The sequence below is a fragment of the Rhodoferax sp. OV413 genome (assembly GCF_900104385.1).
In the GTDB taxonomy this organism is placed as follows: Bacteria; Pseudomonadota; Gammaproteobacteria; order Burkholderiales; family Burkholderiaceae_C; genus Rhodoferax_B.
The window spans coordinates 78634-105413 of record NZ_FNJA01000001.1 but is presented as its reverse complement, the minus strand read 5'-3'; the positions used below and the strand labels follow the sequence as shown (position 1 = coordinate 105413).

26 protein-coding genes are annotated in these 26780 nt (G+C 66.3%); 4 read left to right on the top strand and 22 right to left on the bottom strand.

All coding sequences use genetic code 11. From position 1 onward, the window contains the following. Positions 1 to 35: 35 nt before the first annotated feature. The 3 genes from BLT66_RS00470 to BLT66_RS00460 form a co-directional block, all read right to left on the bottom strand. Positions 36 to 1061, bottom strand: a complete 1026-nt coding sequence (locus BLT66_RS00470) for an LD-carboxypeptidase (RefSeq protein ID WP_092754341.1) — start codon at positions 1059 to 1061, stop codon at positions 36 to 38. After that, entirely contained in the window at positions 1058 to 2149 is a 1092-nt protein-coding gene (gene tadA, locus BLT66_RS00465; RefSeq protein ID WP_092756947.1) for a tRNA adenosine(34) deaminase TadA, read from the bottom strand. The genes BLT66_RS00470 and tadA overlap by 4 nt, the downstream gene beginning before the upstream one ends. A gap of 86 nt (positions 2150 to 2235) precedes the next feature. Then, entirely contained in the window at positions 2236 to 2439 is a 204-nt protein-coding gene (locus BLT66_RS00460; protein WP_092754338.1) for a hypothetical protein, read from the bottom strand. 130 nt (positions 2440 to 2569) lie between these two features. Between BLT66_RS00460 and BLT66_RS00455 the strand changes: the two genes are divergently transcribed. Then, positions 2570 to 2905 carry a hypothetical protein gene (locus BLT66_RS00455; RefSeq protein WP_092754335.1) on the top strand — a complete coding sequence of 112 codons (336 nt, stop codon included), beginning with the start codon at positions 2570 to 2572 and terminating at the stop codon, positions 2903 to 2905. A 9-nt stretch (positions 2906 to 2914) separates the two neighbouring features. On the opposite strand, the gene BLT66_RS00450 is transcribed toward BLT66_RS00455, so the two are convergent. After that, positions 2915 to 4831, bottom strand: a complete 1917-nt coding sequence (locus tag BLT66_RS00450) for a sensor histidine kinase (protein ID WP_092754332.1) — start codon at positions 4829 to 4831, stop codon at positions 2915 to 2917. Continuing rightward, positions 4797 to 5501, bottom strand: a complete 705-nt coding sequence (locus BLT66_RS00445) for a response regulator (protein ID WP_092756946.1) — start codon at positions 5499 to 5501, stop codon at positions 4797 to 4799. Before BLT66_RS00445 ends, BLT66_RS00450 begins: the two co-directional genes overlap by 35 nt. A 106-nt stretch (positions 5502 to 5607) precedes the next feature. On the opposite strand from BLT66_RS00445, the gene BLT66_RS00440 reads away from it, so the two are divergent. The 3 genes from BLT66_RS00440 to BLT66_RS00430 are packed head-to-tail and all read left to right on the top strand — an operon-like array spanning position 5608 to position 7662. Then, positions 5608 to 6165 carry a DNA-3-methyladenine glycosylase I gene (locus BLT66_RS00440; RefSeq protein WP_092754330.1) on the top strand — a complete coding sequence of 186 codons (558 nt, stop codon included), beginning with the start codon at positions 5608 to 5610 and terminating at the stop codon, positions 6163 to 6165. 50 nt (positions 6166 to 6215) lie between these two features. After that, positions 6216 to 6797: a GNAT family N-acetyltransferase gene (locus BLT66_RS00435; RefSeq protein WP_092754327.1), complete on the top strand. Its 582-nt coding sequence runs from the start codon at positions 6216 to 6218 to the stop codon at positions 6795 to 6797. Then, positions 6790 to 7662, top strand: a complete 873-nt coding sequence (locus tag BLT66_RS00430; RefSeq protein ID WP_176954931.1) for a patatin-like phospholipase family protein — start codon at positions 6790 to 6792, stop codon at positions 7660 to 7662. The genes BLT66_RS00435 and BLT66_RS00430 overlap by 8 nt, the downstream gene beginning before the upstream one ends. Here the strand turns inward: BLT66_RS00430 and BLT66_RS00425 are convergent. From BLT66_RS00425 to BLT66_RS00345, 17 genes are all read right to left on the bottom strand, one after another. Further along, complete coding sequence (locus BLT66_RS00425) at positions 7659 to 8954, bottom strand: efflux transporter outer membrane subunit (protein WP_143029121.1); 1296 nt, start codon at positions 8952 to 8954, stop codon at positions 7659 to 7661. The genes BLT66_RS00430 and BLT66_RS00425 overlap by 4 nt on opposite strands. An 8-nt stretch (positions 8955 to 8962) precedes the next feature. After that, on the bottom strand, positions 8963 to 10933 hold the full coding sequence (locus BLT66_RS00420) for a MacB family efflux pump subunit (protein ID WP_092756945.1): 1971 nt from the start codon (positions 10931 to 10933) through the stop codon (positions 8963 to 8965). Next, on the bottom strand, positions 10930 to 12096 hold the full coding sequence (locus BLT66_RS00415) for an efflux RND transporter periplasmic adaptor subunit (protein WP_092754318.1): 1167 nt from the start codon (positions 12094 to 12096) through the stop codon (positions 10930 to 10932). Before BLT66_RS00415 ends, BLT66_RS00420 begins: the two co-directional genes overlap by 4 nt. A gap of 10 nt (positions 12097 to 12106) precedes the next feature. Next, a complete protein-coding gene (locus BLT66_RS00410) occupies positions 12107 to 12445 on the bottom strand; it encodes a DUF3325 domain-containing protein (protein ID WP_092754316.1) in 339 nt (112 codons plus the stop codon). Continuing rightward, the gene (locus BLT66_RS00405; RefSeq protein ID WP_255406704.1) at positions 12442 to 14097 is read right to left on the bottom strand and encodes a PepSY-associated TM helix domain-containing protein; all 1656 of its coding nucleotides are present in this window, start codon (positions 14095 to 14097) and stop codon (positions 12442 to 12444) included. Before BLT66_RS00405 ends, BLT66_RS00410 begins: the two co-directional genes overlap by 4 nt. Next, entirely contained in the window at positions 14094 to 14363 is a 270-nt protein-coding gene (locus BLT66_RS00400; protein WP_092754310.1) for a hypothetical protein, read from the bottom strand. The genes BLT66_RS00405 and BLT66_RS00400 overlap by 4 nt, the downstream gene beginning before the upstream one ends. A 4-nt stretch (positions 14364 to 14367) precedes the next feature. Next, positions 14368 to 16848 carry a TonB-dependent siderophore receptor gene (locus BLT66_RS00395; protein ID WP_092754307.1) on the bottom strand — a complete coding sequence of 827 codons (2481 nt, stop codon included), beginning with the start codon at positions 16846 to 16848 and terminating at the stop codon, positions 14368 to 14370. Between the two features lie 224 nt (positions 16849 to 17072). After that, on the bottom strand, positions 17073 to 18053 hold the full coding sequence (locus BLT66_RS00390; RefSeq protein WP_092754304.1) for a FecR domain-containing protein: 981 nt from the start codon (positions 18051 to 18053) through the stop codon (positions 17073 to 17075). After that, positions 18050 to 18556 (bottom strand): sigma-70 family RNA polymerase sigma factor, encoded by a 507-nt coding sequence (locus BLT66_RS00385; protein WP_092754301.1) that lies wholly within the window; start codon positions 18554 to 18556, stop codon positions 18050 to 18052. The genes BLT66_RS00390 and BLT66_RS00385 overlap by 4 nt, the downstream gene beginning before the upstream one ends. A 235-nt stretch (positions 18557 to 18791) precedes the next feature. Beyond that, positions 18792 to 19706, bottom strand: a complete 915-nt coding sequence (locus tag BLT66_RS00380; protein WP_092754299.1) for an AraC family transcriptional regulator — start codon at positions 19704 to 19706, stop codon at positions 18792 to 18794. Between the two features lie 133 nt (positions 19707 to 19839). Continuing rightward, positions 19840 to 20202 carry a helix-turn-helix domain-containing protein gene (locus BLT66_RS27015; RefSeq protein ID WP_255406703.1) on the bottom strand — a complete coding sequence of 121 codons (363 nt, stop codon included), beginning with the start codon at positions 20200 to 20202 and terminating at the stop codon, positions 19840 to 19842. Continuing rightward, the gene (locus tag BLT66_RS00370; protein WP_092754296.1) at positions 20199 to 21035 is read right to left on the bottom strand and encodes an alpha/beta fold hydrolase; all 837 of its coding nucleotides are present in this window, start codon (positions 21033 to 21035) and stop codon (positions 20199 to 20201) included. Before BLT66_RS00370 ends, BLT66_RS27015 begins: the two co-directional genes overlap by 4 nt. A 73-nt stretch (positions 21036 to 21108) precedes the next feature. Continuing rightward, positions 21109 to 22092, bottom strand: coding sequence for an SLAC1 anion channel family protein (locus BLT66_RS00365; protein WP_092754292.1), 984 nt, complete (start codon positions 22090 to 22092; stop codon positions 21109 to 21111). Next, positions 22089 to 23726, bottom strand: a complete 1638-nt coding sequence (locus BLT66_RS00360) for an MFS transporter (RefSeq protein WP_092754289.1) — start codon at positions 23724 to 23726, stop codon at positions 22089 to 22091. The genes BLT66_RS00365 and BLT66_RS00360 overlap by 4 nt, the downstream gene beginning before the upstream one ends. Next, the gene (locus BLT66_RS00355) at positions 23716 to 24144 is read right to left on the bottom strand and encodes a DoxX family protein (protein WP_092754285.1); all 429 of its coding nucleotides are present in this window, start codon (positions 24142 to 24144) and stop codon (positions 23716 to 23718) included. The genes BLT66_RS00360 and BLT66_RS00355 overlap by 11 nt, the downstream gene beginning before the upstream one ends. Then, positions 24144 to 26030 (bottom strand): amidohydrolase, encoded by a 1887-nt coding sequence (locus tag BLT66_RS00350; RefSeq protein WP_092754281.1) that lies wholly within the window; start codon positions 26028 to 26030, stop codon positions 24144 to 24146. The genes BLT66_RS00355 and BLT66_RS00350 overlap by 1 nt, the downstream gene beginning before the upstream one ends. Positions 26031 to 26081: 51 nt before the next feature. Then, positions 26082 to 26735 (bottom strand): isochorismatase family protein, encoded by a 654-nt coding sequence (locus BLT66_RS00345; RefSeq protein ID WP_092754279.1) that lies wholly within the window; start codon positions 26733 to 26735, stop codon positions 26082 to 26084. Between the last annotated feature and the right edge of the window lie 45 nt (positions 26736 to 26780).

The following is a 26780-nucleotide window of genomic DNA, read 5'->3' as shown; positions in this document are numbered from 1 at the left end:
ATACAAAGTATGTTCTTTGCCGCCTGCGCCTCTGATTATCCGTGGTGGTGGTCGTGATGGTGCTCGTGGCCGTGGTGTGCATGGCCTGTATGGGCTCCGTGCGACACATGGCCCCAGACCATCAACGCGTCCCGGCCTTGCAGGGCCAGCTCCACCTTGGCGCCGACTGGCAGCAGCACTTTGGTCGGCACATGGCCGAAGGGCAGATTGGTCAGCACCGGCACCTTGAGCTGGCTGCGCAGCCAGGCGACCACCGTAGCCAGGCGGAAGTTGCCGTCGTGCGGCACCTTGGTGAACTCGGTGAACTGGCCCAGCACAACTGCCTGCTGCCGGCCCAGCACGCCCGCATACAACAGCTGGGTCAGCATGCGCTCGATGCGGTAGGGTGGCTCACCCACGTCTTCCAGGAACAGGATGCCGCCGCTGATCTGCGGAAAATACGGCGTGCCCAGCTGCGACACCAGCACCGACAGATTGCCGCCCCACAGGACCGCATCTTTTAAGTAAAAATCGGCTTCGTCGCTGGTATTACCTGCGGGAGCAGCTACTGAATCCATAGCAAGCTGGGCGTCTTCGCGGCCCAGGCGCCAGCCCGTGCCCTCGCCCTGGCCGCAGGCCAGGTCGTCAAAGCAGGCTTCCATGATGTCGTCGGGCTCGCCCTCCACGCCAAAGTCGCCACCGACCACAGGGCCGGCCCAGGTGATGGCGCCGGTGGTGGCCAGCAAGGCGTTCTGCAGCGCGGTGAAGTCGCTGTAGCCCACCAGTTGCAAGCCGTTTTCTATGGCTTTGGATACGGCCTCGTAGTCGATGCTGCCCAGGATGCGCGTCAGGCCGTAGCCGCCGCGGGTGGTCAGCGCGATGTCGGCGCCGCTGGCCGCCGCGCGGTGGATGGCGGCCACCCGGGTGGCGTCGTCACCGGCAAAGCGCATATGGCTTTTCAGCGCGTCGGGGTCGACTTCCACCGTATGGCCCAGGGTCTTGAGCCGGGCCACGCCACGCTTGAAAGCAGCTTTGTCGCGCACCGCGCCAGAGGGAGAGTAGATGTAGATATGTTTTGTCACGTTTTGAGTATCCCATCCCGGTAGGCTTCAAGAAAAATCGTAGCTTGCTGCGCCGCCTGGGCGCTCGGCGGGCCGTTAAAACGCCAGTTCTGTCCGGCCCAGGGCTGCGGCACGCCGTAAAAGCCCGGGCGGGCAAATGCGCGCAGCGCGGCGCGGTGGCCGTTGTCGGGGAACGGCGTGGCGTCGGCGGGCACGGTATCGGCGTCCAGCACCAGGCGGGCGCGACAGCGCTCGGCGGACAGCCAGGCCGGACCATCGCCCTGCACCACCAGCACCGGGTTCTGCAAGCCCAGCCGCTCGGCCCATTCGCGCAGGATCAGCCGGTGCCAGTCCAGGCTGTGGGCCGATTCTTTTTTGGGTTTGTCGCTGCGGCCAAAGCCCACCAGATCCGGCACCAGCACCCGGTGGCCGGCAGCCACCAGGGTGGCCAGCATGGCGTGGTATTGGGCGCTCCAGCCGGTGGGACTGTGCAGACAGACGAAGCTGGTGGCGGCATCGCGCGGACCTTCGTCCAGGTAGTGCAGGCGCAGACCGGCCAGCGACGGCAGGTCGCTGAGGTAGTGCGGCACAAAGGACGACGTATTGAAGCTGGCGGCAAAGCAGGCATCGGGCGTGCGCAAGGCGTCTTCGCGCAGCGGGTGGTGGGCCAGGCGCTGCGCGGTCCGGCGCTGCTGGAAGAAGTCCTGCAGCAAGCCCGCACAGGCCTCGGCCTGGACGCCGGCCAGCACCTGGGTCTGGTGGTTCAGCTGCGGCTGGGCAAACACGTTCAGCACCGAGCCGGCGGCGCCGGTTTTAGGGTCGGCCGCGCCGAACACCACGCGCTGCAGCCGCGCATGCAGCATGGCGCCGCTGCACATGGTGCAAGGCTCCAGCGTGACGAACAGCTCGCAGCCGTCCAGCCGGTAGTTGCCCAGGGCCTGGGCGGCGGCGCGCAAGGCCGTGATCTCGGCATGTGCGGTGGGGTCGTGGCCATCGATGGGGGCGTTGCGGCCGGTGGCGATGACGACGCCGTCCTTGACGACCACCGCGCCCACCGGCACCTCGCCCGCAGCAGCGGCCAGGCGCGCCTGGTCCAGCGCAAGCTGCATGGCGTCAAAATCGGTGAGGGCTGGCAATTGCTATTACTTATGTAGCTGCTTGCGCAGGAATTACCTACGCTACAGGCCTAAAAGGCTTATGGTTTGTCATCGGGCATGGCGCGTGGCTGCTGCAACGCGGCGTCCAGCGCCTGCTTGTATTGCTGCGGCACCGAGGCGGCGGGCATGGGTGCGGATGCCGACGGGACCAATACGGCGGGCGGTGCCAGCTGCTTTTTGGCCAGCAGGCTGACCACCAGCACCACCGCTAGCAAGCCCAGAACGCTGAAGATGGCGCGCATGAAAAACTCCCTTGGCCGGCCGGCTGAAAGCTGTTGATTTTACGGTGCGCGGGCGCTGTCGCTATGGATAGCTACAGACCGTGGGCGGGGCAAATCGAATAATCCAAAGCCATATTCCCAGGAGTCCACCATGCCCGTTTTCCACCCCACCCTGCCCCGCCCCGCCCTCGTCTTCAGTGCCGCCCTGCTGGGTCTGGCAGCCTGCCTGCCCGCTGCCGCCGTCGAGCTGGACGACAACAGCGTCTTCTACTGCCCGCCGTCCATCATGGCGGCAGTAGGCCAGCCCACCAACGGCATCATGTGCGACGCCCAGCAGTGCTTCAACAGCCAGACGCCCGGCCTGAGCAGCGCGCAAAAGAACTTTCTGCTGACCGCCCAGGGCCAGTGCCGCAATCTGTCGGCTCAGGAGATCATGGACTTCTGGCCCAAAGATCTCGCGCGCGACACCCAGCACGCCACCAAGTAGGTCTGAGCTTCAGGCCACGGCTTCCAGCCGCCGCAGCGGCAGCCACAGCCTGAAGCGGGTGCCGCCCGGCACCGTGTCCCAGGCCACCTGGCCGCCAATCGCATGCGCGCGGCGCGCCATATTCGACAGGCCGCGCCCCACCTCACCCGAGGGATGGGCGCGAAAACCCTGGCCGTTATCTTCCAGCACTACATACACGCCGCCATCGGCCTCGCCCGTGGCGACCCGCAGCTCGGTGGCGCCCGCATGCTGCAGGATGTTGGAGATGCCTTCTTGCAAGATGCGCAGCACATGCAGCGCGCTGCGCGGGTCCAGCCAGTCGAGTGCCGGCACGTCCGCCACCTCCCAGCGCAGGCGCAGGCCCGAGCCCTGCAGGCGCGGCGCCAGCCGGTAGCGCAAGGTGGCCAGCAGCAACAGCAAATCGGCTTCCACCGATTCCAACGAATCCACGGTGAGCTTCAGGTCGTCTATGCATTCGCGCAGCACCAGCGCCATCTGCGCCTCGCTCAGGCCGCCGGATTCGGCCACCTTCAGCGCGCTCATCAGCTGCGAACCCATGCCGTCGTGGATGTCCTGCATCAGCCTGTGCCGCTCCTGGCTGAGCAGCTGGCGCTGCTGCACGCTGCGCAGTTGCTCGTAGCTCTCGGCCAGCTCGGCCTCGCGGGTGCGCAGGCGCTGGGCCAGCACGGCGTTCGACTGCTCGGCGGTGGCCAGCGCGCCCACGTAGCGGTTCAGGATGACGTACAAAAACATGCCGATCCGCGCCATGGTGGAGAACGGCCAGGCGTAGATGTGCTCCGGGTCCACCAGATAGCTTTGCATTGCCCAGTCGTGCCAGGCCACCGGCAAATGCAGCAGGCCAATGCTGGCCGCCACCAGACCCTCGCGCCCGCCATAGCGCCAGGCAGCCCAGGCCATCAGCAGGGTCGCCGGTATGCCGGCCAGATTGGTCACCAGGTACGGCAAGGGCGAGAGCGCAGCGATCCAGCCCGGGTTGGTGATCAGCGGCAAGGTCACCGCACTGGACACCAGCAACAAGCCCAGCAGTGCCCGTAGCAGCCAGCGTGGCGCGGTGGGCACCAGGGTGGTCATGAACGCATACCAGGTGACCAGCAAGGCATTGCCGGTGTTGATGGTCATCCAGCCAAACCAGGCGCTGGAGATGGCCAGCGGCTCCAGCCCCACCAGGAAACGCTGGCTGCGCAGCACCCACAGCAGGGTGAACAGCGCGAACAGCAGGTAGGTACGCTCGCGGCGCAGCAGCCATACCGCCAGCGCAAACCCGCCCAGGCCCAGGAAGGCCATGCCCATCACCTCGGCCACGCCGGTTTGCAGCATGCGGCGCAGCCGGTAGCGCGGCTGCAGGTCCGCCGCCTCACCCACCCAGACGCTGGACACCGTGCCACCGGCATTCGCCAGGCTGTCGATGCGCAGCCGCAGCAGCTGCGGCCGCGGGCCCATGCCGTTGCCGTCCAGCGGCACCCACAGCGGGTGGTTGAAGCCGTTCCACACCACATCGCCAACGGATCGGTACAGCAGCTGGTCGTCGCCGTACACCGCGATGCGGCCTATGGTTTGCCAGCGCGGCAGGTACAGCACCAGGCCGCCGCGGGTGGCTGGCAGGCCGTCCAGCCGCACCTGCAGCCAGGTCACGCGCGGCGGCGCGCCGGTCTGCAGTTCCAGCGATTGCGGCCAGGTGTAAGGCAGCGCGACGGTGCGCCAGTCGGTGGGCAAGGCGGTGTCAAGTTTGGGCGGCAGCGGCGCAAACGAGCCACCCGGACCGCTGGTCAGCTGCGCGGCCTGCAGGTGCAAGGTGGTCGGGGCCGAGCGGCCGATCTCCAGCCACAGGACCAGGCCGCCGGCAAGGCCGGCCAGCACGGCAAACAGCAGGCTAAGAAAGAAGTAGGCCTTGAACCCGGGCTTCATAAATGGCTTCCAGCTGCGAGCGCACCTTGAGCTTGGCGTAGATGCGGCGCACAAAGCTCAGCACCGTGTTGCGCGACACCCCCATCAGTCCGCCGATCTCCTCGTAGCTGAAGCCCTTGGTGATGTAGTCCAGCACCTGGCGCTCGCGCGGCGACAGGCGCGCCTGTTCTTCCTGCGGGCCGCTAGGCTGCAAGGGCAGTGGCATGGGTGCGGATTCGCTGGCCATGGCATGGCGAAAGCGCGTCAGCAACTGGCGCGCGATCAAGGGGCTGATCGGGCTGCCGCCGGCATGCACATTGCGGATTTCTTCCACCATCAGCACCGGCGTGCTGTCTTTCAGCAGATAGCCGGTGGCGCCGGCCTCCAGGCTCTGAATCACATGGGCCTCGTCACCAAACACGCTGCTGACCATCACCATGCAGCGCGGCCACTGGCGCTGGGCCGCGCGGATGATGTCCATGCCCGGCCCGTCGGGCAGGCCCAGGTCGACCAGCAGCACATCGGCGGCCGGCTGGGTCAGCATCTGGAAGGCCTGGCGGCAGTTTGCCGCCGAGCCCTGCAAGCGCATGTCCGGCGCGGCCTGGATGGCATCGGCCAGCGCACGCGCAAAAAACACGTCGTCCTCCACCAGGGCGACCTGTATCTGCGGCAGGATGGACGGCTTGAACATGGCGGCATTGTCGGCCAGCAGGCCGGGTTCTGTGCGCGTGTCGCTACGAATAGCTACAGACAAGCGCCCGCCTACACTGCGGCTCTTGCATTGGAGAACTCCGCCTATGACCCCGATTTGCCGCTGCGCCTGGGCCGACAGCAGCCCCATGATGGCCGCCTACCACGACGAGGAATGGGGCGTGCCCGAGCGCGACAGCCGCGCGCTCTGGGAAAAGCTGATGCTCGACGGCTTCCAGGCCGGCCTGGCCTGGAGCATCATCTTGCGCAAGCGCGATGCCTTCCGCGCGGCCTTTGCCCAGTTCGACCCCGAGGCTGTGGCCCGCTTTACCAGCGCCGACGTAGACCGGCTGGTGCTGGACCCGGGCATCGTGCGCTCCCGCGCCAAGATCGAAGCCACCATCGGCAACGCACGCGCCTACCTGGCCATGCAGGCGGCAGGCGTTGACTTCTCCAGCTGGATCTGGGCGCAGGTAGGCGGCACGCCCATCGTGCTGGGCGATGGCCCGGTGCCGACTAAGACCGCGCTGTCCGAGCAGATATCCAAGGCGCTCAAGCAGCGCGGCTTCAAGTTTGTCGGCCCGGTGATCGTCTACGCCTGGATGCAAGCCGTGGGCTTGGTGGACGACCACGCGGCCATTTGCTTCAAGCGGGCGAAACGCTAGCCCTCTGTCGCTACGGGTAGGGACAGACCGGGCGCGGCAAAAGCCCAAGAATGCACTGCCATTCCTGGGATGCCATGTTCACCTTCCAAACCCTCCAGACCCCGCCCCCTCGGCTTGAGGACCGTGACCACTGGCGTCTGCGCGACGGCACACAGCTGACCCTGCGGCCCATGCAGGCGCAAGACGGCCCGCTGCTCGACGACATGCTGGAGCGCCTGTCGCCCGGCGCCCGGCGCAACCGCTTCCACGGCGGCGTCAACAGCCGGCCGGCGCTGCTGGGCTGCCTGCAGGCGCCCGGCCAAATCGCCTTTATCGTCACCGCCGAGCGGCAGCAGCAGCTGCAGGTGGTTGCCGAGGCCCGCTACGCCGTCGACAGCCAGGGCGATTGCGCCGAATTCGCGGTGGTGGTGGACGAGCGCTGGCAGCGCCGCGGCCTGGGCGAACGCGCGATGCGGGCCCTGGCCAACACCGCCGCCCACACCGGCCTGCGGTGGCTGCACGGCGAGGTGCTGGCCGACAACCGGGCTATGCTGGCGCTGATGCGGCGCTGCCGCTTTTGCTGCACCCCCGACGCCGAAGACCCGCGCCTGGTGCATGCCGAGTCTGCTTTACACATCGCCCGCCGTGCATAGCCCCGCCTACCATCCACCTGCCCCGCACCTGGCCCTGGTGCTGGGTAGCGGTGGTGTGCGCAGCATTGCGGCCCTGGGCATGGTCGAGGTGCTGGCCCGCGAAGGCATCGCCCCCGACCTGGTGGTCGGCTGCAGTGCGGGCGCGATGTTCGGCGCGCTGATTGCCCAGCAGATCCCGGCCGCCGAGGCAGTGCGCATCGCCACCACGCTGTGGACCGCCGAGCTGACCCAGACCCACCGCTGGCTGGCGATTCCGCAGATGGTCTGGCCGGGCTGGGGCCGGTTTGGCGCCGACTTCGCCTTGCGCGACGACCGGCTGATCCGCGCCCGCCTGCACAAAGCCTTGGGCGAGCTGCGGCTGGAGCAGCTGCCGATTCCGCTGCGGGTCACCGCCACCGATGCCGCCACCGGGGCTGCCGTGGTGTTGCGCCATGGCCGGGTGTCCGATGCGCTGCGCGCCAGCATCGCCATGCCCTTCATGTTTGCGCCCCAGCATGTGGACGGCCAGCGGCTGGTGGACGGCTTTGTGTCCGACCCGCTGCCGGTCAGCGCTGCCGACGACGCCTATGCGGTGATCGCCCTGGGTTTTGAGGCGCTGATGCCGCAGCGTGTCAACAAGCCCTCGCGCCTGCTGGCCCAGACCACCTCGGCCATGACCAACAACCTGATGTACGCCCGCCTGGCCGCCGCCGAGGCCGACGGCATGCGCCTGCTGCGCATCTTTCCCCGGCTGGAGCGCCGGGTTGGCCTGTTCGATACCGCAGCCATGCCCTACCTGGTGGAACAAGGCCGGCTGGCCACCGAGGCGCTGCTACCCAACATCATCGCGTTGCTGGAGCGGCGGCCGCAGCTGGTGGCAGCTTAGCCGCCAAACGCCTGGAACAGCGCCACCGCCGCCTGCAGCCGCGCCAGTTGCAGCTGCACCAGGCTGTCCTGGGTGCTGGCCAGGGTGCGCTGGGCGTCCAGCAAGACCAGCAAGGTGTCGGCACCCGCGCGGTAGCGCGACTCGGCTAGCTGCAGTGCCCGCCGGGCCTGGGCCAGGGCTTCGTGCTGGGCCAGCAATTGGGCGTCCAGGCCAGCGATGGCATTCAAGGCCTGGGTCATGTCGCCAAACGCCGCCACGATGCTGGCGCGGTAGTTGGCCAGCAGCTCCTCGCGCTGCGCCTGGGCCAGGTCATGGCCCGCGCTCAAGCGGCCTGCGTCGAAGATCGGGGCCGTAAGGCCGGCTGCCAGGGTGTACAGCGGGTTGTCGAACAGGCGGCGCAGGCGCGGGCCGTCGCTGGCGATGTCGGCCGTCAGGCTGACGCTGGGCAGCATGGCCGCGCGGGCCACGGCGACGCGCGCGTCGGCAGCCGCCAACCGGGCCTCGGCCCGGGCGATGTCGGGGCGGCGCACCAGCAGGCTAGACGGCAAGCCGGGTGCAACCGTGGGTACGCGTACGTCGGCCCAAAGGGCTGCCAGCGGCGACAACTCGGCATTCGGTTGGCCAAGCAACACGGCCAAGCTGGTCTGGCTATCCACCACCTGCTGGGCCAGCGCGGCCAGGTTGCGCTGCTGGGCCGCCACCAGGCCCCGCTGCTGGGCCAGGTCCAGCGGCAAGGCGGCGCCGGCGCGCGAGCGGGATTCCACCAACTGCAGCAGGCGCCGGGCGTGGGCCAGCTGCTGCTCGGCCAGTGCCTGCTGTTCGCGCAGCGCCAGTACCTGCAGCCAATTGCTGGCGACGCGGGCGGTCAAAGCCAGCCGCACGGTGTCGCGGTCGAACTGGCTGGCACGCAGCTCGGCCAGTGCCGCATCCTGGGCGCCCCGCTGGCGGCCCCAGAAATCGACCTCGTAGCTGGCCGACAAGCCCAGGGCCAGTCCGCTGCCGGCTGCGCTGGGGTTGCCGCTTTCCCGGCTGGCGCGCAGGCTGGCGCTGGCCTGGGGCCACAGGTCCGCGCCGGCGATGCGGCTGCTGGCCTGGGCCTGGCGCAGCCGGGCCAGGGCGGCGGCGCTGTCTAGGCTTTGCCGCTGGGCCAGCGAAACCAGTTGGTCGAGTTCGGGGCTGCCAAAGCTCTGCCACCAGCCCCAGGGTTCGGCAGGCACCGGCGCCGCGGTTTCGGGCGGAGTGCTGGCGCAACCGGCCAGCAGCACGGCTAGGGTTAAGAGAAGTGATTTCAACAAGCTATTCATTCCGATGCCAGGGCCACGACCGGGTCGAGCCGGGCGGCCCGTTGCGCCGGCGTGTAGCCAAAAACAATGCCGGTAGCGACCGCGCAGCCGAAGGCGCCGAGCATGGCGCTGAGCGAGAACACCACCGGCACGCCCAGTGCCAGCAGCACGGCGCCCAGCGCCAGGCCCAGGGCCACGCCGATGGCGCCGCCGACCACGGTGACCAGCACCGCCTCGGTCAAAAACTGGCGCAGGATGTCGCGCTGGCGGGCGCCGGTGGCCATGCGGATGCCGATCTCGCGGGTGCGCTCGCGCACCGTCATCAGCATTACGTTCATCACGCCGATGCCGCCGACCACCAGCGAGATGGCGGCGATCAGGCCCAGCATCAGGGTCATAGTGCGTTCGGTTTCGCCCTGCACGCGGATCGACTCTGCCTGGTTCCACAGGCGTACGTCCTTGGCGCCGCGGGTCTCGGCCAGGCTGGCCAGGATCGCGTCGCCGGTGGCGCTGGCTTGGTCCATGTCGCGTATCAGCACCGAGATCCAGCCCGGGTTGGGGTGGCCGTAGAGCCGGGCGCTGGCGGCCGAGAACGGCACCACCACCCGCTCGTCCTGGTCGTCGCCGCCGGACGCGCCCTTGGCCGCCAGCACGCCTATCACCTGGAACGGCACGCCCTCGACCAGGATGTCCTGGCCCAGCGGGCTGCTGCCGTCGGCAAACAGCGCCTTGCGCACGGTCTGGCCGAGGATGGCGACCTTGGCCAGGCGCTGCTCGTCGGCCGCGTCGAACCACACGCCCTCGGCCAGCGGCCAGCTCAGCGCTTCACTGAAGTCGGTGGTGGCGCCGCCGACCTCGGTCTGGTGGTCGATATTGCCGCGGCGCACCACCAGCCGGCCTTCGATATACGGCGCCACCGACTGGATGTTGGGCAGCAGGCGGATGGTGGCGGCGTCGGCCAGGGTCAGCGGCGCCGCCCGGTCGCGGCTGCTGCCCTGCATGGCCGAGACATACATGGCCTTGGCGCCAAAGGTCGCCATGTCGGCCATCACCTTCTGCTGCGAACCGGTGCCCACCGCCAGCATGACGATCACCGAGGCCACGCCGATGACGATGCCCAGCAGGGTCAGCGCGGTGCGAAAGCGGTTCGCCGCCATGACCCGCCAGGCAGCCCGCAGCGCGTCGCGCAGCTCGGCCCAGAGAACTCGGCGTTCTGTCTGTCGAGTCGATTTACTATTGTTTTGATAGCTGCTTGCGTTGGTTTTACCTGCGCCAGAGGCCGATTTGGCTTGTAAACGACCCGAATCCGCCACGATCTGCCCGTCGCGGATCTCGATGACCCGGCGTGCCTGCGCGGCCACCGCCCGGTCGTGGGTGATCAGGATCACGGTGTGGCCCGCGTCGGCCAACTCATGCAGCAGCGCCATCACCTCGGTGCCGCTGTGCGAGTCGAGGGCGCCGGTGGGCTCGTCGGCCAGCAGGATCTGGCCACCGTTCATCAGCGCGCGGGCAATCGACACCCGCTGCTGCTGGCCGCCGGACAACTGGTGCGGCCGGTGCTGCAGCTTGTCGCCCAGGCCCAGGCGCTGCAGCAGCTGCTGGGCGCGCGCACGGCGTGCGGCTTCGGGTAGGCCGGCATACAGGGCCGGCACTTCGACGTTTTCGCAGGCCGATTCGGTGGCGATCAGGTGGTAGCCCTGGAACACGAAGCCAAAGGCTTCGCGGCGCAGCCAGGCCAACTGGTCGGCGTCCATGGACGCCACATCCTGGCCGTTGAAGTGGTAGCTGCCGCTGCTGGCCTGGTCCAGGCAGCCCAGCAGGTGCATCAAGGTGGACTTGCCCGAGCCCGAGGCACCGACGATGGCGACGAACTCACCCGCGTGGATCTGCAGGCTGATGCCGCGCAGCACTTCGACTGACGGGGCGCCACCGCCCTCCCCGCCATAGCGCTTGCGCAGGTCCTGCAGCGCGATCACCGGGACGCTCACCACTGGAAGCGCGACAGGCCGCTGGCGGCGACGCGCTCGCCGGTCACCAGCTGCTCGCCCTCCTGCAGGCCGTCCAGCACCTCGGCGGTCAGCCGGGTTTTCACGCCCAGGCGCACCGTGCGACTCTCCACCTGGCCGTCGCTGCGTAGCACGCGGGCGGTGTAGCGATCGGGCTGGCCGGGCACCGGCTTCAGGGCCGGCATGGGCACAGTCAGCACGTTTTGCGCCGAGGCGGTGACGAAGCTGACCTGGGCCGTCATCTGCGGCATCAGTTCGGCGTCCAGGTTGTCCACATCGAACAGCACGGTGTATAGCACCACCTTGCTGGTCGCCGCCTGCCCGGCGGCGGCGGCCTTGGCCTCGGCCACCGGGGGCGCGGGCAGCACCTGGCGCACCCTACCCTGCCAGCGCCGCGCATCGCCGCCCAGGGTGGTGAAGTACACCGGCATGCCGGGCTTGACGCGGCGCACATCGGCCTCCGACACCTCGGTCCATACGGTCATGGCCGACAGGTCGGCGATACGCAGGATGTTGGGCGTCTGGTAGGTGGCGTTCAGGGTCTGGCCTTCGCGGGCTTCCAGTGACACCACAGTGCCGGCCATGGGCGCAAAGATGCGGGTGTAGCCCAACCGCGCCTCGTCGGCCTTCAAGGTGGCCTGGGTCTGGTCGATCTGGGCCCGCAGGTTGTCGATCTTGGCGGCCGCCGAGCCCAGGGTGGCTTCGGCCGTTTGCACGTCCTCCAGGCGCGTGGCCTCGTCGCGGGCCATCTGCAGCTGGCGCGCATGCTGGTGCGCGGCCAGCCGGTACTGGGCCTGCTGGTCTGCCAGCTGGGCGCGCAGCCCGGCCAGCGCGGCGCGGCTGGCGTCCACCGTGGCCTGCTGCACGCTGGGGTCGATCTCCACCAGCAGCTGGCCCTTGCCAACCTGGGCACCGGGCTGCACATGTAGGCGGTTCACCTGGCCCGACACCTGGGCGCCCACGTCCACGTAGCGGCGCGGCTGCAAGGTGCCCATGGCGGTGACGCTGGTTTCGATATGGGTGCGGCGCACCGCCGTGGTGTCCCAGGCAGTGGCGGGCCGGCTGTGCACATACCAGGCGGCCAGGCCCAGGGCCAGCAGCGCGCCTGCCACCAGGCTGCGCGGGCGTAGTTTGAAAAAAGACATGGTGATGAAATTAAGGAACCACAAACACAGCCACCACGCCCAGCACGGCGCCCAGCGCAGCCAGCAGCACCGCCAGCCGCGGCGCATACGGCAGCAGCCCGACCAGCAGCAAGGCGCCGGCCGACACGCAGCCCAGCCAGACCACCACGCCGACCGTCGCGCCCCAGGCCTGCACGCAAGGCCACAAGGCCAGCGCCAGCAGCACAGCACCCAGGATTTGCAGCATCCGCCGGGTGGCCGGCAGCGCATCGCGGCCCCAGACCTGCGCATGGTGGCGGTCCATCGCCAGGCACAGGCCGGCCATGCCGGCATAGGCCAGCAGCAGCGCCAAAGCAGAAGCGGCGCTCATCGGGCCAGCTCCGCCGTGGGCGATGCCTTGGCGCGGCGCGGCATAGCGGGGCCGGCACGCAGCTTTGCGGCCACGCGCCGCGTCGTCCATGCAGCCAGTAGGCCGAATACCAACACGGTCAATTCCACGCCGGCGCTCTCCCAGTCGCCGCGGGCGATCTGGGCGGGGATGTGGTCGCCGGTACTCAGCAGGTTCAGCAGTGGCAGCAGCAGGCACAGGCTTGCCAGCAGGCCCAGCTGCTCCACCCAGGCGCGGCCCGGCGGCCGGATGAAGGCGTGGAGCAACATCCCTATCCAGACGGCGAAGAAGCCCCCTATTTCGGCATCGTCGCGCTGCGGCATGGCCACCGGAATCAGGCGATTGGCCCACAGATAGGCCACACAGGCCACGCCCAGGCCGGCAATGGCTGCCACGTTCAGGCCTTCGACCAAACGGTACACGCGTGCCGTGGCGGCACCGAACTCCGCGCCATGTTTGCCACGGCGCTTCACCATGAACAGGATTGCGCCGGTGGCCACCATGGCCGTGCCGGCCAGGCCGCAGACGAAGTACAGCCACTTGACCACCAGCCCGCCAAAGCGCGCCATGTGCAGATCGCCCATCACCTGCTGCACCAGCGAGGCCGCGCCGCCGTCCACCTGGCCAGGCAAACGGAGGTTCAATATCTGGCCAGAGGCCGCCGAGAACGAGACCATGCCGGTGCTGGTGCTGATGCGGGTTATTTGCTCTTCCTCACCGTTCCAGCCGTAGGCGCTGATGCGCATGGCGCTGTCGCCCGGGTGGTCCACCACGATGCAGCGGATCTGCTGGCCGATCAAGGCCTCGGCCCGCAGGGCAAAGGCTTCCAGATCCGGCACTGCCAGCGGCTGGCCAGTGCGCACGGGTTTGGCCGGGTCGTTCAAGGCGGTCCACAGCTGTGCGGCATCTGCGCGGTTGAACGACCAGGCGCCGGCCGGCATGAAGCTCAGGCCCGAGATGGCGATGCCGGTATAGGCAATCATGAATAAAAACGGCAGCGTCAGCACCGCCAGCGCGTTGTGCGCGTCCAGCCAGGAGCGCTGGCCTTTGGCCGGACGGAAGGTGAAGAAGTCTTTGAAGAGACGCTTGTGGGTGACGATGCCCGACACCAGCGCCACCAGCATGGCCATGGCCACAAAGCCGACGATCCACAGGCCGATGCGGCCCGCGTGCAGCTCGTAATGAAAGCTCACAAAGTGGCTGCCGCCATGGGTGGCGCGCTCCACCACCTCAGCGCCGGGGGCCAACACCGCGCCGGTCACCGGGTCGAGCTGGGCCGCAGCGTAGCCGCCGCCGGCGTCGAACCAGTAGGCCATCAGCCCGCCGCCATCGGCTGCGCGGGTAGGCCAGATTTCCCACATGCCGGCGTTCGCGTGCTGCTGTGCCATGTAAGCCAGACCCAACGCCCAGCGCTTGGCGCGGTCAATAGGCGCGGGCGGCTCGGTGCCCGCATGGGACTCGGCCAAGGCGTGTTCCGGCGTCATCCAGTGGCCGATGGGCTCGGCAAACACGGCCAGCGTGCCGGTCAGAAAGATGGCGTACAGCAGCCAGGTAAACCACAGCCCGCACCAGGTATGCAGCCATGCCATGGACTGGCGGAAGCCACCCGGTGTTTTGCTTGTCGGCTTGCTCATGGCCAGCACACTCCCAGCCCGCCCAGTAGCAGCGCAGGCAGCAGCAGGCCCAGCCAGGCGCGGCGCAGGTCGTGCACCGCAAACACCCAGACCACCGCCGCGGTGTAGACCACAAAGCTGGATTGCACGCCGACCAGTACCGCCTCGGCGCGCGTGCCGGGCAGCACTGCGCCTAGAAACACCGCCCAGGCCGACGCCAGCGCGTAGCCGCCGAAGATGGCGGCCAGCACGCGGGATAGCAGCCGCAGCTTTGCGCTCTGTGCCATTGCTTTACCAGTCAGCCCGCAGGCTGATGCTGAAGTTGCGGGGCGTGCCGTAGTCGGCATAGCCCCACATCGAGCGGTTGTAGACCGTGTCAAACACATTGTTCAGATTGCCCGTAACCGACCAGGTGTCGTTGAAGCGGTAGCGGGCCATCAGATCCAGCAGGGTGTAGGCCTTTTGCTCCTGGCGCACGGCAATGGTCGGGCTGGCGGCGTAGATGGCGGTGTCGTAGTAGGTGGCGCTTTGCCAGCGCAGGCTGGCACCTAGGTTCAGGCGGTCCATGCTGTGGTTGACGCTGAGTTTGAACAGGTTGTCCGGGATGTAGGTGTTTTTGCGGGCGCCGGTGGCGTCCTTGGCTGTGTTATGGGTGAAGCCGCCGCCGACCTCCCAGCCCGGGGCCAGCCGACCAGACACCTCGACCTCGAAGCCGGTGGTCTTCACGCCGTCGATGCTGCGGTAGATCCATTCGCCGCTGGGCAGCTTGCCCTGGTTGGCGTATTCGGCGTACTTGTCCTGCAGGGTTTCGTAGACCGCCATCGAAGCATTCAACCGGTCTTCAAAGAACGCCCACTTCACCCCGGCCTCGATATTGCGGCCTTCGGTGGGGTCCAGCAGCTTGCCGCTGGCGCCGTAATAGGTCACGGGCTTGAAGATACCGGTGTAGCTGGCGTACAGCGATGTGCTGCTGTTCAGGTCGTACACCAGGCCAAGGTAGGGCGTGAAAATGTTCTTGTGCTGCACCGTGGCGGCGCTGCTGTTGATGCGGTCGGTGGTGGTGTACTTCCAGTTGCTGAAGCGGCCGCCGACCATCAGCTTCCAGTCGTCGGCCAGGTTCAGCCGCGCGGTGCTGAAGGCGCCGATCTGCTGCTGGTCGTAGCCATTGTCGTAGCTGGCGGTGCTGGAGATCGCCGGCTGGGCCACGGTGCCACTGCTTACGCTGTAGGGCGCCATGGTGGCACTCTGGAAGGTTGCCATGTCGAACTTGTTGCGGCCCTGGCTCATGCCGACCACCAGCTCGTGCTTGCGGCCGAGCAAGCTGAACGGGCCGGTGGCGTAGGCGTCCACGCTGTTGGTATCCGATTTGCGCAGGCTGCGGTCGGCATAGGCATCGTTCCAGGCACCGACCAGCGTGCCGCTGGCGCGGTCCACATATTCGCCGGGGTAAAAGCTCACGCGGTCGATGTCGGCACGGGCTATGCGTGCCGAAGCCACGGCTTTCCAGCCGTTGTCGAAGCGGTGCTCCAACTTCGGGGTGAAAGTGCGTTGCTGCACGTTCCAGTAGGTCCATTCCTGGCCGGCGGAGAAGGAGCGGCGGCTGTTGAAGATACCGCCGTCCAGGTAGAACGCCGGATTTGAGTTGTAGTTGTAGGCCCCGTCGGTATCCGAGCGCTGCTGGTCCAGCGCCAGCGACAGCAGGGTTTGCCGGGTCAGGTCGACCTCCAGTGCGCCGTAGACCACGCTTTTGTCGGAACCGTAGCGGTCCATGAAGGAATTAGCATGGCGGTAAGCGCCGACCAGGCGACCGCGGATACGGCCGTCTTCGGTCAGTGGCCCCGAGATGTCGCCTTCGACGCTATCGCGGTCCCAGCTGCCGACGCTGGTTTGCACATGCGCCTGGAACGTGTCCGTGGGGCGCTTGCGGATGAAGTTGACAGCGGCCGAAGGCTCGCCCAGGCCGGCCACAATGCCCGCCGCCCCCTTGATGACCTCGACCCGGTCGGCAATCGCCGGGTCCAAGCCCTGGCTGATCGAGCCTTCGTACACCGGTTGGGCCGAGGTGGCGTTCAAGCCATCGACCTGGATGCCGGTGTCCATGTAGAAGCCGCGCACAAAGATCTGGCTGTTTTCCGACGCATCGCCCACCATGGAGACACCGGGCGTGTGGTTCAGTACCTGCTCCATGGTGGTCAGGCCCTTGTCTTCGATCATCTGGCTGGTGATCACCGTGACCGATTGCGGTGTTTCGCGCAGCGACAAATTGAGCTTGGTAGCGCTGCTGGCAACCCGGGCGGTGTAGGCGCCAGTGCCTTCGGTGCTGGCCTTGTCCACCATGGCTTTGACGGTGACAGCGGGCAAAGACACAGCTGCTGCCGCAGCAGCCGGCGCAGCCACGGCCTTGGGCTCGTACTTACGCAAGGTGTATTCGCCATTGCCCCGGTCCAGCGCTTCCAGGCCGGAGCCGGTCAGCAAGGCCGCGAAGCCCGCGTGCACGGTATAGCTGCCTTGCAGACCGGGCGACTGCAGGTCTTTGGCGATGGCCGGGTCGAACGACAGCGCGGCGCCGGCGGCACCGGCAAACCTGGCCAGCACCGAGGCCAGCGGCCCGGCCGGGATTTGGTAGGACTTGGCAACGGCGCTGGTCTGCGCCTGTTCGGCCGACCAGGCGGGCAATGCCAGCGTGGCAGCAGAAAACACGGCGGCGTGGACGGCCAGCGCCAGGGGCGAAATCGCAAACAGGCGCTGGCGTGCGGAACGGGATGGGGACATGGATGGCCTTGAGAAAGATAAAAACGGGGTGCGGTGGATGTGCTCCTAATGGGTAGGCCGTACGAGATGCAAAAACATGCAACTTGTTTGCAAAATATTTTTCAGCCACCACAGCCTGCGACGGCTGAATTGAGAATGAAATAGCCCCGCAGCACAGGTAGAAACTGCGCAAGCAGCTATCAAATTGATACCAACCGCACGGTACGTGACGGTAGAAAAACTGTTCAGAGCGCTTCGACCCGCACCCAGTAGCGCGTGCGCTGGCTAACCCGTACCGGCAGCGATTTGGCAATCACCCGCAGGGCCTTGTCGGTATCGGCGATGGGGAAAGCGCCCGACACGCGCAGGCTCGCCGCGGCCGGGTCGCAGGCCAGGTGGCCGGGCCGGTAGCGGGCCAGCTCGGCCAGCAGATCGCCCAGGCGCCAATCGCTGGCCACGATGCTGCCGTATTCCCAGGCGGCCACGCTGTCGTCTACCGCCTGCGGCGCGGTGGTGCGCTGGCTATCGAAACTGGCTTGCTGGCCCGCGTGCATTCGCTGTGGCCGGCCGGACAGTTCTTGCGGGTAGATATCTACCGCATCGGCCAGCACTGCCACCGTGGTCTGCGCAGCCTGCTGGCGCACGCTGAAGCGGGTGCCCAGCGCGCGCACGCTGCCGTGGCGGGTGGCCACGGTGAACGGCCGGTGGTTGCTGGCGGCATCGCCTTGCGCGCGGTGGCTGGCTGTCTCTACCAACACCTCGCCGGCCCACAGCCGCACGACACGCTGGCTGCTGCTGAACAGCACATCGGCGGCGCTGTCGGTGTTCAGCAGCATACGCGAACCATCGGCCAGCGCCACGCTGCGCTGCTCGCCCACGCCGGTGCGGTAGTCGGCCAGCCAGATGTCCTTGCCCTCCGCCAGCGTGCGGTACGAGGCGTAGCCTAGCAAGCCAGTGCCAGCCAGCACGGCCATGCCGCGCAGCGCGTGGCGGCGGCTCTGGCCCGCCGCCAGCAGCGTAGGCAGGGCGATGCGGCTGGGCACGCGTTGCACCGCGGTGCGAAAGGCGGCGATGCGCTGCCAGGCGCGCTGGTGGTCGGGGTGCTGCTGGTGCCATTGCTGCCAGGCCTGCTGGTCGGCCTCGGTGGCCTCGCCCGAGCAGAGGCGCGCGTACCAGGCCACAGTTTCCTGGCGCAAGGCGTTTTCGTCGCGGGGCTGGGGGGTCATGGCGCCAGCAGATAGCAATGCTCGATGGCTTTGCACATGTAGTTGTTGACGGTGCGCACGCTGATGCCCAGCTGCTCGGCGATCTCGGCATAGCCCAGGCCTTCGAGCTGAGACAGCAAAAAGGCCTGTCGCACCACGGGCTTCATGCCGTCGAGCATGGCGTCGATTGCCGTCAGGGCTTCAAGCAGGATGGCCCGGGTTTCGGGCGACCGCATGCTGGCTTCCGGCAGAGTTGCCAGCACTTCCAGGTAGGCACGCTCCAGGTCCTGGCGGCGGAAGAAGTCGGCCACCAGCCCTTTGGCGATGGTGCTCAGGTAGGCGCGCGGCTCTTGCAGCTCAGGCGTTTCGCGCTTGGCCAGCAGGCGCACAAAGGTGTCTTGCGCCAGGTCGGCCGCGTCACAGGCATTGCCTAGCTTGCGGCGCAACCAGCCCTGCAGCCAGCCGTGGTGGTCGCCGTACAGGGTTTCGACAGTGGGAAAAGACGCATAGCGGGTGACGTTCACGGTGCGAGAGCCGGCCCCGCATGCGGCGCCAATCTAAATAAGAATTAATCTCGATTATCCATGAAGATGCAGGCGCCTTGCCCGGCCGGATGGCCACGGCCGCCCGCGTGGCGCAAACAACAAAGCCTCTCCATACACCGGGTAGGAAGAGGCTTTGTTGGGTATTAAATAAGCCTTATGCGCTTATTCAATCAGCGCAAGCAGCTATCATTTTTGCATTATGAAGATGGCTTGATCAGCCATGCAGTCGCCGCCAGGTGCCAGGCGGGCGCCCTACCAGCTGGGTGAAGACCCGGGTGAAGTGGCTCTGGTCGGCAAAGCCGCAGCCCGCTGCGATATCGGCCAGCGAGCGCGTACTGTGCGACAGCAAACGGCAGGCCAGCTCCACCCGCTGCTGCATCAGCCACTGGTGTGGCGTTTGGCCCGTGGTTTCCTGGAACGAACGGGTGAAATAGCTGCGCGACAGATTGCAGGCCTGGGCGATGTCGCTGATCGCCAGCTTGCCGTCCAGGTTGCCCAGCAGCATTTCTTTGGCGCGCTCCTCGTGCTGCCGCGACAAGCGCCGGTTGCGCCGCGGTGATGGCGCCGCCGCCCCACCACCGTATTGTTCGATCAGGTAGGTGCCCATGGCCACACTCATCTGGTCCACAAACAGCTTGCTGGCTTCATGCGGCCGCGCCAGCGTAGGGGCCATGGCGCGGGCCAGGTTGGCCAGCACCGGGTCATGCATGCCGGTCACACACTCCAGACCGGTGACACGCCGGCCGTCGCGCTCATCGGTGGCGTTGTCGAAAAATTCACGCGAAATTTCCACCAGCAAAAAGTCGAACGGCCCTTGCAGATCCGCCCGGTAATCGTCGGCAAAATTCCGTACATACACCGCGCTGGCTTCGAACTCATGCGAGGACGCATGGTGCCCGTGGAAGATGCGGCGGCGGTGGCCCCCATTCAACGAAATGCCCACCAGGTAGCCGCGGTCGCTGGCCGGGGTGAAGACCGGGCTCAGGCCGGGGTTTTCGACGCGTTTACGGTAGAAGCGTGCACCCGCGCCGGCCAGCTCCTGGTCTTGGTGGAGGTGGCTGGCCACGCAACCCAGGGAATCCTTGGCTTGCACCTGCGGCGGCACAGCTGGCACATGCTCAAGCCGCATGGCGCGCCTTTGAGCCCGAGCAAGTGGGCAGAGCGGAAGAGAGTTCAAGAAGCATAGGTGTAAGTACGGTAGCACTTTTTAGTGGCAAGTGGCTGTACAACCAGCCACAGCCGATGGGTATCGCCCATATCGCTTACCTCGGTGGAGTGCCCATCACGCGACGGAAACTGCGCGAGAAATGGCGCACGTCCTTGAAGCCGCATGCTGCGGCAATATCGGGCAGAGACATATCGCTCTTCAGCAGCACTACCGACAGCGCAAGCCGGTGGTACAGAGACCGCTGCTGCGGCAGCAAGCGGCCAAGGTAGGCCGTGCCCACCTGCGCCAGCACATGGGTTTGCAGCGCCCGCAGCAATTGCCAAATGAACGGGCTCTCAAGGGGGTACGGGGCTTCCAGCGCCGCCAGCAAGGCCTCCACCAGCGCCTGCAGAATCGCCTCGTGCTCCTGCCCCGGGGGTACGGGCGCCCCCGGTGGCAGGGGCGCCTGGCGCGTCACGACTGTACGAAAGCCAGCAAGTCTGGATTGATCACGTCGGCCTGGGTGGTCAGCATGCCGTGGGGGTAGCCTTGGTAGACCTTGAGTGTGCCGTTCTTCAAGAGCTTGACGGCCTTCAGGGCGGAGTCCGCAATCGGTACGATCTGGTCGTCGTCACCGTGCAGGACCAGCGTGGGCACGGTGATCGCCTTCAAGTCCTCGGTTTGGTCGGTTTCCGAGAAGGCTTTGATACCCTCGTAATGCGCCTTGGCGCTACCCATCATGCCCTGGCGCCACCAGTTCTGGACCACGCCCGGATAGACCTTGGCCTCCGGGCGATTAAAGCCGTAGAACGGCCCTGCAGGCACATCCATGAACATTTGCGCGCGGTTTTCGGCCACGCCCTTGCGGAAGCCGTCGAACACCTCCATGGACAGGCCCTCGGGATTGCTGGCCGTCTTGAGCATCAACGGCGGGACCGCGCTCACCAACACCGCCTTGGCGGTGCGGCCGCTGGGCTGGCCGTGCTTGGCAACGTAACGCGCGACCTCGCCCCCTCCGGTGGAGTGACCGATGTGGACCACGTTCTTCAGGTCCAGCGCCTCCACCACCGCAAAGGCATCGGCAGCATAGTGGTCCATGTCGTGACCCTCGCCCACCTGTGCTGAGCGCCCGTGGCCGCGCCGGTCGTGCGCGACGACGCGGTAGCCATGCTGTATGAAGAACAGCATCTGCGCATCCCAATCGTCGCTGGACAGGGGCCAACCATGGTGGAACATGATGGGTTGTGCGCTTTTGGGGCCCCAATCTTTGTAGAAGATCTGGACGCCGTCTTTGGTCGTAACAGTAGACATGCTTGAAATATCTCCGAGGGTTGTTGCAGCGGCTTGTGCTGCGGTTGAGAAAAGAATGGAAGCGGGCAAGGGCCTAGTCTTCGCGGAACGCTGCGCCGCTGGCCATATGCAGCGCCGTGCGCACTGCGATCCATGACACGATGAGAGTGGCTGCCGTGAGCGCTACGGCGGCGATTACCAGGGTGTAGGGCATGGGGCGCGCCAGGTAGTAGTTCAACGCGGCACCGGCCCAACCATCGGCCGGGAAGGTCATGGCCCACCAGCTCATGAAAAATGTGCCGTGGGCCAGATGCCGGCCCAGACTGGCCAGCAGGATGGCGATGAACAATGCCAGGCAGTACAGCATGTCACCCAGCGCACCGGCCTGCCCGCCAGTAAACGCAAGATAGGCTGACAAACCGATGGACGGCGGCGCCAGCAGAATGAACAGCGTAGGCATGCTGCGCTGGCTCATCGCAGGCACAAACAGCACACGGTGCAGCACGATGGTGAAGAACGACAGCCACAGAATCAGCCCGATGGAAAAGAAGAACCAGCTGATTTCCACGTGGCCCAGCGGCACACCGCCTACCGGCACCAAGATGTTGCCCACCACCGGGATAAACCAGGCCGGCGTGAGCACGCCTTCGTCCTGGGCGTGCAAGATCCAGCGCCGGATCAGGGTCACGGCGAATAGGAAATGCATGCCCGCGCCTATCCACCACAGTGCATCGGCCAAGGCCCAGGAATACGCGCGAATACCAATCGACAACACCACCATGGCCACCGACACCGCCGGGAAGAAGCTCGACCGCACCGGGTGCGCAAACTCCTCCATCACCTCGGCAAAGCAAAACCGCAGCTTGGCCAGGTGCAGCAACACCAGCACCACGAAGCTGAGCACGGCGATGAACAACAAGATTTGGCTGATGAGCAAAGGCAGGCCAAACACCCGGTGTGCGGCCGCCCAGGCATTGGCCAGACCGCCGATGCCCATCACCATGGAAAACATGGAGATGGACAGGCGCGCCAAGAGTGGCTTTTCGACGGCCGGCATAGGCATGATTTCTTGGCTCATGCGACTCCCTTGTCTGCGGCAGCAGCGCGAGCATGGGCCATGTCCAGCGCTAAAAAGTGGTGCACCATCGGTTTGTCCGGCCCGATCTGGAAGGCCAATGCCTCGCTTTGCATATCGGCATCTGCCTTGGACACCCGGCGGTGCTGGCGCAGATGCTCGGCCCAGGACTCGACCATGAACCACTCGATCACCCGCTCGGGCTCACCCGTGTGTTCAGCCACACCCCAGGCATAGGCGCCGTCGCGCCGCCTTTCCTGAGCCACATGGCGCATGGCCTGCAAAAACGCGGGGATATGCTGCTTGCGTATGCGGTATTCGATCTGGACCAGCACCGGACCACGATCGTGTGCCACGGGCTCGGTCAGCATCGGCTCAGGCCAATGGTTCGAGGCCTGCAGATCGGCTTCGCCGGTGGGCAGCTTCACCCGGTGAAAAATCACGGCCACCACCAGCAGGCCCACGCCACCGGCCAGCAGCGTCGCCGGAATACCAATCTCCTGCGCTACCAGGCCCCAACTCAGGCTGCCCGCTGCCATGGCGCCGTTAAACACCATGAGGTAGATCGCCAGGCCGCGGCCGCGCACCCAGTTGGGCAACACCGCCTGGGCCACGCCATTGAGCGTGGTCAACGCAATGATCCAGCCCATGCCGAGCACCAGCATCAGAAGCACCGCCACCCACTGCGGAGGCGCGAGCGCCAGCACACCCATCACGCTAGCGCTCAGGACCGATGCGGTAAACACCAGGCCATCGGCATCCAGGCGCTGACGCATCCTGGGCAACAACAAGGCGCCAAGAATCGCCCCTGCGCCAACGGCACCGAGCATGACGCCATAGAAGCCGGCCGTGCCATGCAGCATGCGCCGCGATACCAGCGGTAACAGCGCCCATACTGAGCTGGCGAACAGAAAAAACACAGCGGCGCGCAGCAGCACTACATGCAGTTCACGGCTAGCCTTGGCATAACGCAAGCCTGCGCGGAATGCACCGAAGAACTGTTCCGACAAACCGGTATCCACGGTAGCCGGTCGCTTCCACCACAGCAGCGCGGCGATCACAAACACATAGCTCAACACATCGGCGCCATAGGCCATGCTGGCACCAAAACTCGCGAGCAATAACCCGCCCGCGGCCGGCCCCACCGCACGCGCCACGTTGATGCCGAGCGAGTTCAACGCCACGGCGTTCTTGAGGTCTTTGCGCGGCACGAATTCGGGCACGATGGACTGCCAGGTCGGCCCCATCAGCGCAGCGCCAATGCCACCGACGAAGGTCAGCGCCACCAGGTATTCGACGGTCAAGGCATTGGTCTTGGACAGCCACAGCAAGGTACCGCTGACGCAGGCCAACAGTATCTGCACGCCGATCAGGAAGCGGCGCCTGTCCAAAATATCCGACAAGACGCCGGCAGGGATCGCCAGCAGGAAGATCGGCAAGGTTGCCGCGGTCTGTATCAGCGACACCGCAGCCGGGCTGGCCGACAGTTCGGTGACCATCCACGAACTGGCCACGTCGCGCATGAAGCTGCCGATGTTGCCAAGCACCGTGGCAACCCACAACACGGCGAACACCGGTTGGGCCAGTGGGGCGAAGCTGCCGCCGGCTTTATCGACGGCTTTTGCGTTATCCGACATGGGCACCTCCGAGGTCGTACCAAGCTACCAGCAGAAATCCGCCTGCCAGGCCCCAGTGTTCAAAGAAAGAATTGGCCACCATTACGCGCTGGGACTTGGGCTTGTCGTCCATCTGCCAAAAGCGGTCGGCCAGAAAGTTCGCCATTACCGTGAAGCCGGCCAACGCCAGCGCGCCCAGCCAGCGGTGGTAACCCGTGAGGATCAGGGCCGAGGCCACGAACTCCATGGCGATGGTGGCGGCCGCCAGCGGCGCCGCCGGCGACAGGCCGAATCGCCGCATCTCGGCCACGGCCGCGGGGAAATCGCGGGCCTTGTCGAATGCACCTTGCAGATAGGCCGCACACAGAAACAACAGCGCCAACCAGTGCACCCAGGGCGCAGTGAAAGCTGAGCGCCCTTCGTGTAAAAAATCCAGCATCAGACTGCCCAGCAGGCGCAGCCCAGCGCGCCCCAGAAGCTCTTGAGGTCGGCAATCGGCAGCTTGCTGCTCCAGGCCGTCGCATGCTGGTGGCCATGCACATTGCAGTCGTTGGCGCAGGCACAGGCGGCAGCCGCCTGCTTCATCACGGCCTGCAGCGGCGCGCCCTGCTCGCCCCAGCCGGCATAACCGCCGAAGCGGCGCACGGGAGACCAGTCCGGCATGGCCGGTGGCAGGGGTGTGTCGTCAAACGATGCAAAGTCACCCGCGCCGTAGACCACCTTGCCGCCGACCACAGTCAAGAGCGCGGTGGTGTCGGCAATCTCGGATTCGGCGCAGGCGAAGAAGTCGCGGTCGGGCACCACCAGGTCGGCGAACTGGCCGACTTCGATGCGGCCCTTCTTGCCGACTTCGTTGCTGAACCAGGTGACGTTCTCGGTCCACATGCGCAGCGCGGCTTCGCGGTCCAGGCAGTTACGCTGCGGATACAGCTGCATGCCGCCGACGGTCTTACCCGTGACCAGCCACGAGAGGGAAACCCAGGGGTTGTAGGAGGCAACGCGGGTGGCGTCGGTGCCAGCGGAGACCTTTACGCCCTTCTCCAGAATCTTCTTCACCGGCGGCGTGGCTTCGGCTGCGCCATGGCCGTAGCGCTCGACAAAGTATTCGCCCTGGTAGGCCATGCGATGCTGCACGGCAATGCCACCGCCGAGTGCGGCGATGCGATCGATACTTTGGTCGGAGATGGTTTCGCAGTGGTCAAAGAACCAGTTCAGGCCTTGCAATGGCACGTCCTGGTTGACACGCTCGAACACATCGAGCGCGCGGCTGATGGTTTCGTCGTAGGTGGCGTGCATGCGCCAAGGCCAGCGGTTCTGCGCCAGCAGGCGCACCACCTCTTCAAGCTCGCCTTCCATCTCGGGCGCCATGTCGGGGCGCGGCTGGCGGAAGTCTTCGAAGTCGGCTGCGGAGAACACCAGCATCTCGCCCGCACCGTTGTGGCGGAAATAGTCGGTGCCCTGTTTGTATTGGGACGTTGCCGTCCAGTTCAGGAAATCGGCCTTCTCCTGCTTGGGCTTTTGGGTGAACAGGTTGTAAGCCAGGCGAATGGTCAGCTGGTCGGCCTTGGCCAGTTCTTCGATGACCTGGTAGTCGTCCGGGTAGTTCTGGAAGCCGCCACCGGCGTCGATGGCGCCGGTCACGCCCAGGCGGTTCAGTTCGCGCATGAAGTGGCGCGTGGAATTCAGTTGGTACTCGTACGGCAGCTTCGGGCCCTTGGCCAGCGTGGCGTAGAGGATGGAAGCGTTGGGTTTGGCCAGCAGCAGGCCGCTCGGGTTGCCGGCGCTGTCGCGCACGATTTCGCCGCCGGGTGGCGCGGGCGTGTCCTTGGTATAGCCCACAGCCCGCAGTGCGGCGCCGTTGAGCAAAGCGCGGTCGTACAGGTGCAGCAGGAACACCGGGGTGTCCGGCGCCACCGCATTCAGCTCGGCAATGGTGGGCAGGCGCTTCTCGACAAACTGGTGTTCGGTAAAGCCGCCCACCACGCGCACCCACTGCGGCGCGGGCGTGATGTCCACCTGGCGCTTGAGCATGCCCATGGCATCGGCCAGGCTGCGCACACCGTCCCAGCGCAGTTCCAGGTTGAAGTTGAGTCCACCCCGGATGATGTGCAGATGGTTGTCGATCAGGCCAGGCAGCACACGCTTGCCGCGCATGTCGATCACGCGGGTGTTCGGCCCGGCCAGCGGCATGACCTCGTGGTCACGCCCCACATGGGTGAAGCGGCCGTCCCGGATCGCCACCGCACTGGCCGTTGGGTTGGCGCGGTCCAGTGTGGTGAACAGGCCGCGGTGCAGGATCAGGTCGGGGTAGCTTGCTTCAGCCATGGTGGGTCTTTCTCAGTCGGTCGGATGGGGGTGTATTGCGTCGGTAGCGGCTTAGCCTTCGTGCGCACCAAACATGGCGCGGGCGTAGTTGATGCCGATACCGTAGCCACCGCCAAACTTCTTGGCAACGCCGGTGGTCATGTCGTAGGTGTCGGTGCGTGCCCAGTCGCGCTGCAGTTCCAGCAGGTATTGCAGCGAAGTCATAGGCTGCGCGCCGGCCTGCACCATGCGCTCCATGGCGCGGTTGTGGGCCTCATTGGAGATATCGCCGCAGGCATCGGCAATCACATACACCTCGAAGCCCTGGTCGATGGCTGACAGAGCTGGGCCAACGATGCACACGCTGGTCCACAGACCGGCCAGCACGATGCGACTCTTGCCAATTTCGTTGATGCGCTTGATCACAGCTGCGTCTTCCCAGGTGTTCATGGAGGTGCGGTCCAGCAGGGCCTGGCCAGGGAAAGGGGCGGTCACCTCTTCAAACATCGGGCCAGAGAAGCTTTTCTCGGCCACTGTGGTGAGGATGGTCGATGCACCGAAACCGGCGGCGGCGCTGGCCACCAGGGCCGCGTTGGAGCGCAGCAGCACCGGATCGATGGAGTTGGTGGCGAACGCCATTTGCGACTGGAAGTCGATCATCACCAGGGTGTGGTCGTGGGGGGTGAGCAACTTGGCGCCTGCGGTGGGCGTAGCGGTAATGGCCATGGTGAGAACTCCTTGGATATGAAAAAGGGAATGACTAGGTACTAA